This window comes from Chamaesiphon sp. VAR_48_metabat_403, from assembly GCF_031422475.1.
Taxonomy (GTDB): domain Bacteria; phylum Cyanobacteriota; class Cyanobacteriia; order Cyanobacteriales; family Chamaesiphonaceae; genus Chamaesiphon.
Genome location: NZ_JANPLS010000288.1, coordinates 1 through 8484, shown reverse-complemented (window position 1 = coordinate 8484; position 8484 = coordinate 1). Strand labels below are relative to the sequence as shown.

Genomic DNA, 8484 nt, shown 5'->3' with positions numbered 1-8484 from the left:
GCCGGAAAATCATCAATTAGTTCAAACGGAATTGAGTAACTATACATCACTAGCAATTTCAACCAAGTATCGCGAGTACCCGAACTTTTGAGATATGTAGATAGGGGCAGATCTGCTAGATTTTGGAGATTGGCAAGTTGGATTCTCAACCACAAGCTAGCAGAACGCGCATAAAGGGTATCAAAGCGTAAATGTTCGATGAGGCGGTGAATACCTGAAAAGTTATTATTGGTGTTAACTGATGATAAAAAGCGATCGCCATTATTAAAAAACATCCCCGAACCAACATTTACAGGCTCTAGTTCGACATCTAATTCCTTCATCAACGCGATAAAGTCTGTAAATGCAGTTGGAAATTCCAGCACCCCACCTTCAAGAATTTCGGTACAATCTGCTCGATCCGGTTTCACATTTTTATTCAGTGTCCGAATATGTCCGCCCAACATCGGTTGTCGTTCAAATACGCTGACATGATGTCCTTGTTTGTCGAGTAGATAAGCTGATACCATCCCACTCGCCCCACCACCAATTACTGCAATTTTCATAATGAATTTAACCTCTAAACTATAGAAAATCCCCTCTTGGGAGGGGTGCCCGTAGGGCTACTGGTCGGGTCACCCGCCCAGTGGGGTGGGTAGATCTACGCAACAAATCAAACAGTGTCGCGTGTACCAGTTATTCAACCCAAAATCACATCCCCAGACAATCGTTGATACAACAATGCCCCCGTCCAAATCGTTGGTGCAAAACCTGGATAACCAGATGAAGCATTGCAGAAATAAAAACGATCGAGTGAAGTTTCATGATTCAATCGTCCTAAACCCATATTGCGCGGTGTCAAAATCGAACCATAGGAATTACCTTCAGGACACCAGCAATAGCGTTCGTTAGTAGTCGGACTACCTGTAATCTCAAACACCATGTGCTCCCGAAAATTCGGCACATAATGTTTCTCCACCACATCGAGCATCGCATCTAAAATCTCTTGTTTTTTCTGCCTGTAGGCTTTGGGATCGCCATCGCGTAATTGCTTAAAGTAGGCATAATTAGCAACAGTCAGAAATTCGACAATCTGACAATCTGCCGGACAATCTCGACTTGCATCTGTCAATAATGTCGGCGTGGCGATCGCAAAACTTGGATTAGAATAGTCATGGCGATCGTACATTTGGGCAAATGCTTCATTCAGACTTTCATGTCCGGTATGCGAAACATTCCACTTCCCAAATCCATAGTCGCGCAAGTCGATATCCTTGACGACGCAATAAACCATGTAATTAGATGCCGAATATTCATAGTCGAGTTTCTGGCGTACAGCTTTGGAGAACTTTTCTAACCCGATCGTTTTTGCAGCTCGTTGAGGGTCGATATTACAAATTACCGTATCACCAGTAAATTCTGCGGTTTGATGAGTGGTGAGATTCATTGCCTCAACTCCCGTCACCGTTTTATCTGTAAGTCTAAAACTCGTGACTTCATGGTTAAGTAATACTTGTCCACCATTTGATTCGATGACTTTCACCAACGAATTAATCACAGATTCAAAGTGCTGAGTTGGGTAAAATGCCCCTGCTTGATAACCTCTAAATAATGCCACCCACGCAAAGAAAGAAAGTTGGTTTGGCGGCAGTAAAAAATCTAGCCATTGCAGGGCTAAAAGGGTCTGGGCAGCCTGGGGAAGCTGGAATTTATCAAATACATCCTGAAGGGTATTGTTGATGTTGGAGGCGGCACTGAACGCTTGCTGAGGATGCTTGAAGAGTTCGATCGGTTTTAATGGTGGCGCGACTATTTTTAAGCCTGCACCAGTTTTCTCAACTTCATTTACAAATTGACGAATGTTGTGAGAATATTTGGGAAACAATGTAGATAGTCGATCGATTAATACTGCTGGATCTGAAGGGATATCCATTTTATAACCAGGCATTCGCATATGGTCGAAACCATTTGGGTCGTATTGCTCAAAGGTTACTTCTTTATCCAATCCTAATTTTTCGAGTACCCGATTAACTGTTTGCCCTTCACCGCAGTCCCAAACATAGTGAAATTGAGCATTAAACGTATACTTTTTCGCCATTGTAAACGTATGCCCAAAGCCGCCTGGATGCTCGTGAGCTTCGAGGATTTGGACGGTTTTACCAGCATTTGCCATCAAAGCACCAAAGGTCAAAGCTGATAAACCACTGCCGATAATCAGATAATCTGGTTGCATGGAACAGTTCCTCGCATCATAAACATTAGTTATTTTTCGATAGCTCGATTAGAAAAAGAATTTTCAAATTGTGAGCAATATTTTTTATCAATTTACAGCCCATTTTCCTCTAGTCTTCGGACAGTAATCAAGACAGTCAACTGCTTGCTCAGTCATTACAGCTACTGGATGAAGAGCGCATTTAAGAAAGTGACGATCGTTAAAATATTGACATGATTTTTCTCCTAAAATTTAATTAAACTGTAATATTCGATCGCAATAATTCGGGTTCTATTTCTGTTGAATCACCAATACCGAGCAAGGTGCATGATGCAAGACATAGTTGCTAGGACCTGTAAGATCGAAATTTGGGCACCATATTTTTCAGCGAGTGTGAGTCCAGATTTGAAAACTTCTGCCGATTCTGGTGAGTCACCAGTTGCAATTAAGATTTTTTGTAGCACTCAGGTTCATTTGCCTCAATAATTGTTAGTTAGAATTGACAGCTTGCCACATCGATTATCGATTATAAAAAGACAATTTTAGATGTCGGTGCATGTCCCAGAAATAGGTAAGCAGCAGGTCGCAACACACTTTCAGAATAGATAATCTTTTGGATAATTAGACTGGGAGCGCGTTTGGCAGTGGCATTGTAAGTTGCCAGTTCCCCCTCCATACTAAAATCGCTATGAGTGCGATAGTGGTCGTGGTTATGCACTGCATAGAGGATGAAGTTATAAATTGGATTGATACCCAGGCTAGTATCGTAATTTTCAGCAGACACCCACAGATGACTTTGCTTGATATCAGCAAACATCTCAGCGGCATTCTGGTAACGCTCGTACCATGAGAATTCGAGGTTGAGTGGGGTATTTTGAAACTCACCCCACAGCCAATCGCACAGTTCTACCAGCGTTGCATCATCAATTTGGGCAGGTTCGCTGTCCAGATAGAGTTTAGCCAGGGTTTCAACTTTGGATGTGCTGATGTAATGTCGAGTATCCACATCAGTATACAAATCTGCCGCTTCTGAATTTTCATCAAGTTGTTTTGTAGGGCTGCTAATCATATTACTCAGGGTAATTATTGTGAAGGATATTAAATTTGTAAGATTTGTTGGTGACACTATTAAATTGCTATTCGACGAGCGAAGCGATTGTAGCGATCGTTATTAAAATTTTAAGGTAGATATTTAATATTCTAACAACATCAAACATCAAATATTAGACTAAAAATGTGAGAATCTTGTGAGGAAAATATGTTTAGCAATTTAATAATTTAGATGAATTATCACTTCAATTTACGGTTATAAGCTTTGTTGAAAATATTAGTCACACAGTCAATAAATACATCGGCAGATGGATAGATTCATAAATGCAATTTACTAATTTAATATCTATCAATAGGAAGAGATTTCAATTATTAACTATATGAGCGCAAGATGCCTAATATTTAACTGTTGCAAACTGACTCAAGATTATTTTTACAAAGTAGTCATGTGACGATCCGGATCGTCACAAATGGTTTCACTTGGATCTGGATGTCGCTGTCTGTGATAAATCGCAGACGATCGATAGATTTACTCAAACAGTCGTCATTATTGTGCCTCTCACTTCCAACCTCCTCCGCTCGAACATTCCTGGCACCTTTACCATTCCCGCCGAAGAAGGTGGACTCACTCAAGAATCTGTGGCACTCTGCTATCAAATTGCGGATAATAATTTGGAGAACTGGGATTTCGCGTTATGGATGGTAAACGTATTCATCTCGATCGCCAGAAATTAGATTTCTAACGTATTATAGAACACAAGTACTGATATTTGCCAAAAGACATAGACCCCGCGATCTTTAGGATCTGCTCGATCTTGTTAAGATGAAGATCTTAGCCTTACCCAGCAGGAAGAAGCGATGAAACCAGTAATTGGCGTTTATTTAGGTTGGATTCCACCCGACGAGAAAATCTGGGAACCGCTGTATCGCACCGTCCGCACCAATGACGGGTACAAAACCGAACCAACCCAACTATTAGCACCAACGATCTCTAGATATCCAGGTTTGAAAGAAGTACTCGCACCCGCCCGTAAATTGTCAGATTTACCCTATACGCTCAGGAAGAGAACTCCTCTAATCAGACCCGACTACGAGCGTAATGCCAGAACCCTCAATCTACAATATCCGATCGTAGATCTATTTGAGTACATCGGTCGAACTGGCGGGCAATTTTCCGGCGATCCTTTCACTGTCTGCCCGATCGTCGAACCAGATGAAGATGGTAAGTATACTTATGAATTTGGATTGTGGAAAGTAGATAATGAAGTCGCTAGTAACCTAAATTCATCCACGCAATTTAAAGCAATTGCCAATCCTCCAGAAGCACCGATCGTCACTGCAAAAGAGCGAAGATTGGGAGAATTCTCACCGCACTTTAGCCAATTGGAAAATACAATTTCTAACATCAACCTCGTCAACATTGGCGAGAAAGACTACTCTGGCGGTGGACAAATTATCATCTCATTCGATACCTCAACCAACTTGTACGAGACACCCAGCTTTGCTCTGGCAAGTCAAGAGGTAGCGATGAGTGTCTAAATTTCCTGTCATTCAGATTGCAGTACCTAGCGATCGAGATTTTGAAATTCATCCTGAAGGCGCGATCGCTAAATACTGGCAGGATCTGCCCAGCCTGGGTAGATCCCTAGTCAAAGCCGATCTCAGAGGTGCATGGGTCGAGAAAGTCACTGCAACCTTAGCCGAACGCATCGGTTTACCCGTGGCTGGTTGCGAACTGGTAGAGCGAGCGGACGGCTTTAAAATGCTTGCTAGTCCTAACTTTCTAGAAACTGGAGCAATCGAACGAGCGGGTGAAAGTTTACTCGAAGACAGATTCGGTATAAATTACCCGTACACAGTCGATACAATCTTATCGACGATTGCGGCAGAAAATGTCATCCGACCGAATAATTGGAATGCACCAGAACCAATCGCTTACTAGAACTAAGACCGGAAGCAGCAAGATTTTGGATCGATCGCATTAAGAGAATCGAGCGCGACTCAATTGAAGCAACTTTCGATCGATTACCTGAAGGTTGGACGAGCGATATGCGCCTTAAATTTACCATCGACCTAGTTGTAGCTAGTCGCGATCGATTGATAAAACTCGCCAGCGAGCGATCCTCAACAACAGATGAGATTAACAAGCAGGTAATCGATGGTGAATGTATCGCGATAGACAAGTATTTAGGTACTCATCAAATAATCAAAAAAACTCGCAAACCTTGGTATCTTATCTATAAAGACATGCCAGATCCGTGGATCGTTCTGCCCATAGGTATACTGGGGAGCGTAGTTTTTAGCGAAGCATTACTAATACTGTTTAGATATCTACATCGCCGATAAATTGCCGCTAACTATGTCCGAAGCCCAATCTCTCACCGGATTGAGTCGAGACATCCTCAAACAAGCGATCTCCGCTGGCGAACTGCCGACCAAAATTATGAGCAAGGCTTATCGATTTAAGCGCAAAGACATCGACGCATATATCGATCGCCTGTAGGAGAACGATATATGCGTCGATGAGGTCCCCCGTTCGAGTCGGGGTACGTCCATAAAGATTGGAAAGGTTGATAAATGAGGGTTTCCGGGAAGTACTATAACTTTCTAGGAACTTTTGCATTGTCAATCAGCTTTGGTAACACACCCTACAATTTGGGATCTTATTTTCTTGCTACTTCTTACTCCCCACCCTCCATCTCCCAAGCAATTTCCCAAGCAATCTGCGATAGTGTGGGAAGATAAAGACTCTCGCGTAATAGACAGCAATCTACCGTGGCACAAGTTACTCTAGAAAATATCTACAAAAGCTACACTCCTACAGATACTAAGGATAAAAGCAAACCCCAAAACCCAGATACTCTTGCCGCCGAAGGTGTGCTGCGGCGGATAAATTTGACTGTAAACAACGGCGAATTTATGGTCTTGGTAGGTGCATCCGGCTGTGGTAAGAGTACCCTCCTGCGGCTAATTGCGGGCTTAGAGACGATTACTGCTGGCACAATCTCGATCGGGGATGTGCTAGTTAACGATCTACCCCCCAAGGAACGAGAGATTGCGATGGTATTTCAGAGTTACGCGCTCTATCCACACATGCGGGTATATGACAATATCGCTTTTGGGTTGCGGCGGAGCCAATCTTTGCTTACTCCCAGTTTAGTCAAAAAAAGTAAAGGTTTATCCCCTCAAGTTGAAAATTTTCTCGTCGAAATCACGCGCGGATTTCCGCGTGGGTTGCGCTACATTTCCGCGCGCGAAAAGATTATTGGTAAGAAAGTTCGCCAAGTTGCCGAAATGCTCCAAATCGAGGGTTTACTAGGTCGGTTTCCCAAGCAACTTTCTGGCGGACAAAAACAACGAGTCGCCCTCGGACGGGCGATCGCGCGGGAAGCTAAAGTGTTTTTAATGGACGAACCATTATCCAATCTCGATGCTAAATTACGAGCGGAAACTCGCACTCAAATCGTCAAATTGCAACGTCAATTAGGGACAACGACAATTTATGTCACCCACGACCAAACCGAAGCCATGACAATGGGCGATCGAATTGCCGTGATGAATCGGGGACAAATTCAACAAGTCGATACCCCATTAGAAATTTACAACCATCCTGCCAATATTTTTGTCGCTCAATTTATCGGTTCGCCACCGATGAATTTGATTCCAGTCCAGGTTAAATTACCACTATCGATCGGTAATCACCAATTTCGGATTACCCTCCCCGAAGCATGGGAAAACTGCCTAGAGCAATCTGTAAATCGATCGTTATTAATGGGAATTCGTCCCGAACATTTAACTTTAGGTTTACCAGCTACCAAAAATTTTCACGGGAGAATCGAGACAGTCGAAGCATTGGGTAACGACACTTATATCGGTGTCAGAATTCTCGATTTAGAACAAACCGATCTGTTAATTAATGTCAGAGTTTCACCCGATAAAGTAGTGACAGTCGGTGAAGAAGTCTGGCTTTCGGCAACCACCGATAAAATTCATCTGTTCGATCGCGATACTACCCTAGCACTGCAAATTAGCTAACTCTGCTTGTTTAGTCTATGCAATTGGTGGCTAGTGCCAATGGCACGACATCCCGTTACCACTTGTGGTCGAGGCTAGTCCGGTAAAGACGTTCTGAATACCAAAAGTAATATTTTGGTGAAGGCTCCTTGTAGGGAGCCTTTGTTATTTAAGGCTTTGGTAACTTCTTATTAGTTAGCAAATTATTCGCGATAACCAGAAAGCCGACTTTCTTGATTTTTCCGATCCCTTCATATACAGGGTAGGCACTTTGTACGTGCAATCTCAGCTTCTTACTTTCTTTAAAGACCGTAAACACAACAAAATAATCAACTTCAGTTCCATTCGAGTCAAGAACTTTATCAATTAGATAAGGCTCATAGGAATTATCGATTAAAATATTCGCAGGCTTAATATCGCGGTGCAGCACCGGATCTGTAAACGTTTTTTGGAGATAGACTAATGTGTGGATTCGATCGATTGCTTATTTTCTTTAGTAAACATCATCATGAGTACCAATATCGAGCAGCAAGACTCGATCCTCTGAGACAAACTTAAAAACTAGCCGATACTCATATGTGATACTCAGTGCAAAACAACCATCAAGATTTCCACTCAAACCATGAGTTCGTAATGATGGATGAAACGGCTCTTCGATAAACAGAGAAACTTTTTGTTGAAATCTTTCCGACAGATCTGGATGTTTCTTCCGCCACTTTTTTAAAATTCTTAAAAAGGGTTCATCCCAAATAATCTCAATCATCGTCTGACAGCATCATTAAATCTGCAACAGAACCCGATCGAACATTACCCGATCGATAGTTTTCTTCAGCTTCTTTCACTCTGTTAGCGATTTCAGTTCTTCTCACCTCGATTAAGCGTTTTTGTAGCAGATCGGATAAATAGAATTGCTCCTCGACACTTAGTTCCGAAATATTCTGTAAAACTTGGTTAAGGTTAATTGAGAATTGCATAGTCTTCATATTCATAGAAGTCATCGGGAGATCGATTGCCTTTTGGCACGCTTGCGCGAACGCTAGATTTAGCGAGGTTACTACCCTCCGCATAGAAATCGTGCATTACTTCAGCCGCAGCAGCTAAACTCAATTTTTTTGCTGGTTGAAGATCGCTATCTCTTTTGATGTCTGCACGCATTAATCTCAACGTAAATTCTACGATCTCTATACGTTCGATTGTGGGCATGAGTCGAATTGCTTCTAAAATCTGGG

12 protein-coding genes and 1 pseudogene are annotated in these 8484 nt (G+C 42.4%); 6 read left to right on the top strand and 7 right to left on the bottom strand.

Going from position 1 to position 8484, the window contains the following annotated elements; translation table 11 throughout:
- The 4 genes from RMO79_RS13640 to RMO79_RS13625 form a co-directional block, all read right to left on the bottom strand.
- The coding region (locus RMO79_RS13640; RefSeq protein WP_310483707.1) for an NAD(P)-binding protein at positions 1-545 on the bottom strand (545 nt) is incomplete at its 3' end.
- A gap of 134 nt (positions 546-679) precedes the next feature.
- Positions 680-2212: an NAD(P)/FAD-dependent oxidoreductase gene (locus tag RMO79_RS13635; RefSeq protein ID WP_310483706.1), complete on the bottom strand. Its 1533-nt coding sequence runs from the start codon at positions 2210-2212 to the stop codon at positions 680-682.
- Between the two features lie 284 nt (positions 2213-2496).
- Positions 2497-2655, bottom strand: coding sequence for a universal stress protein (locus tag RMO79_RS13630; protein ID WP_310483705.1), 159 nt, complete (start codon positions 2653-2655; stop codon positions 2497-2499).
- A 62-nt stretch (positions 2656-2717) separates the two neighbouring features.
- A complete protein-coding gene (locus RMO79_RS13625) occupies positions 2718-3260 on the bottom strand; it encodes a transposase (protein WP_310483704.1) in 543 nt (180 codons plus the stop codon).
- A 500-nt stretch (positions 3261-3760) separates the two neighbouring features.
- Here RMO79_RS13625 and RMO79_RS24590 point away from each other — a divergent pair.
- The 6 genes and pseudogenes from RMO79_RS24590 to RMO79_RS13595 form a co-directional block, all read left to right on the top strand.
- Positions 3761-3901 (top strand): annotated as a pseudogene (locus RMO79_RS24590) (type II toxin-antitoxin system PemK/MazF family toxin); the annotation flags it as partial.
- A 198-nt stretch (positions 3902-4099) separates the two neighbouring features.
- A complete protein-coding gene (locus tag RMO79_RS13615) occupies positions 4100-4780 on the top strand; it encodes a hypothetical protein (protein ID WP_310483702.1) in 681 nt (226 codons plus the stop codon).
- Positions 4773-5183 carry a hypothetical protein gene (locus RMO79_RS13610; RefSeq protein WP_310483701.1) on the top strand — a complete coding sequence of 137 codons (411 nt, stop codon included), beginning with the start codon at positions 4773-4775 and terminating at the stop codon, positions 5181-5183. The genes RMO79_RS13615 and RMO79_RS13610 overlap by 8 nt, the downstream gene beginning before the upstream one ends.
- On the top strand, positions 5153-5587 hold the full coding sequence (locus RMO79_RS13605) for a hypothetical protein (protein WP_310483700.1): 435 nt from the start codon (positions 5153-5155) through the stop codon (positions 5585-5587). The genes RMO79_RS13610 and RMO79_RS13605 overlap by 31 nt, the downstream gene beginning before the upstream one ends.
- 13 nt (positions 5588-5600) lie before the next feature.
- Complete coding sequence (locus tag RMO79_RS13600; protein WP_310483699.1) at positions 5601-5744, top strand: helix-turn-helix domain-containing protein; 144 nt, start codon at positions 5601-5603, stop codon at positions 5742-5744.
- A gap of 272 nt (positions 5745-6016) precedes the next feature.
- Entirely contained in the window at positions 6017-7276 is a 1260-nt protein-coding gene (locus RMO79_RS13595) for an ABC transporter ATP-binding protein (RefSeq protein WP_310483698.1), read from the top strand.
- 472 nt (positions 7277-7748) lie between these two features.
- Here the strand turns inward: RMO79_RS13595 and RMO79_RS13590 are convergent, their stop codons facing one another.
- The 3 genes from RMO79_RS13590 to RMO79_RS13580 form a co-directional block, all read right to left on the bottom strand.
- On the bottom strand, positions 7749-8018 hold the full coding sequence (locus RMO79_RS13590) for a type II toxin-antitoxin system mRNA interferase toxin, RelE/StbE family (RefSeq protein ID WP_310483697.1): 270 nt from the start codon (positions 8016-8018) through the stop codon (positions 7749-7751).
- Positions 8011-8229 carry a hypothetical protein gene (locus RMO79_RS13585; protein ID WP_310483696.1) on the bottom strand — a complete coding sequence of 73 codons (219 nt, stop codon included), beginning with the start codon at positions 8227-8229 and terminating at the stop codon, positions 8011-8013. The genes RMO79_RS13590 and RMO79_RS13585 overlap by 8 nt, the downstream gene beginning before the upstream one ends.
- Positions 8213-8484, bottom strand: a 272-nt coding sequence (locus RMO79_RS13580) for a hypothetical protein (RefSeq protein WP_310483695.1), incomplete at its 5' end; no start/stop codon positions are given. The genes RMO79_RS13585 and RMO79_RS13580, both read right to left, overlap by 17 nt.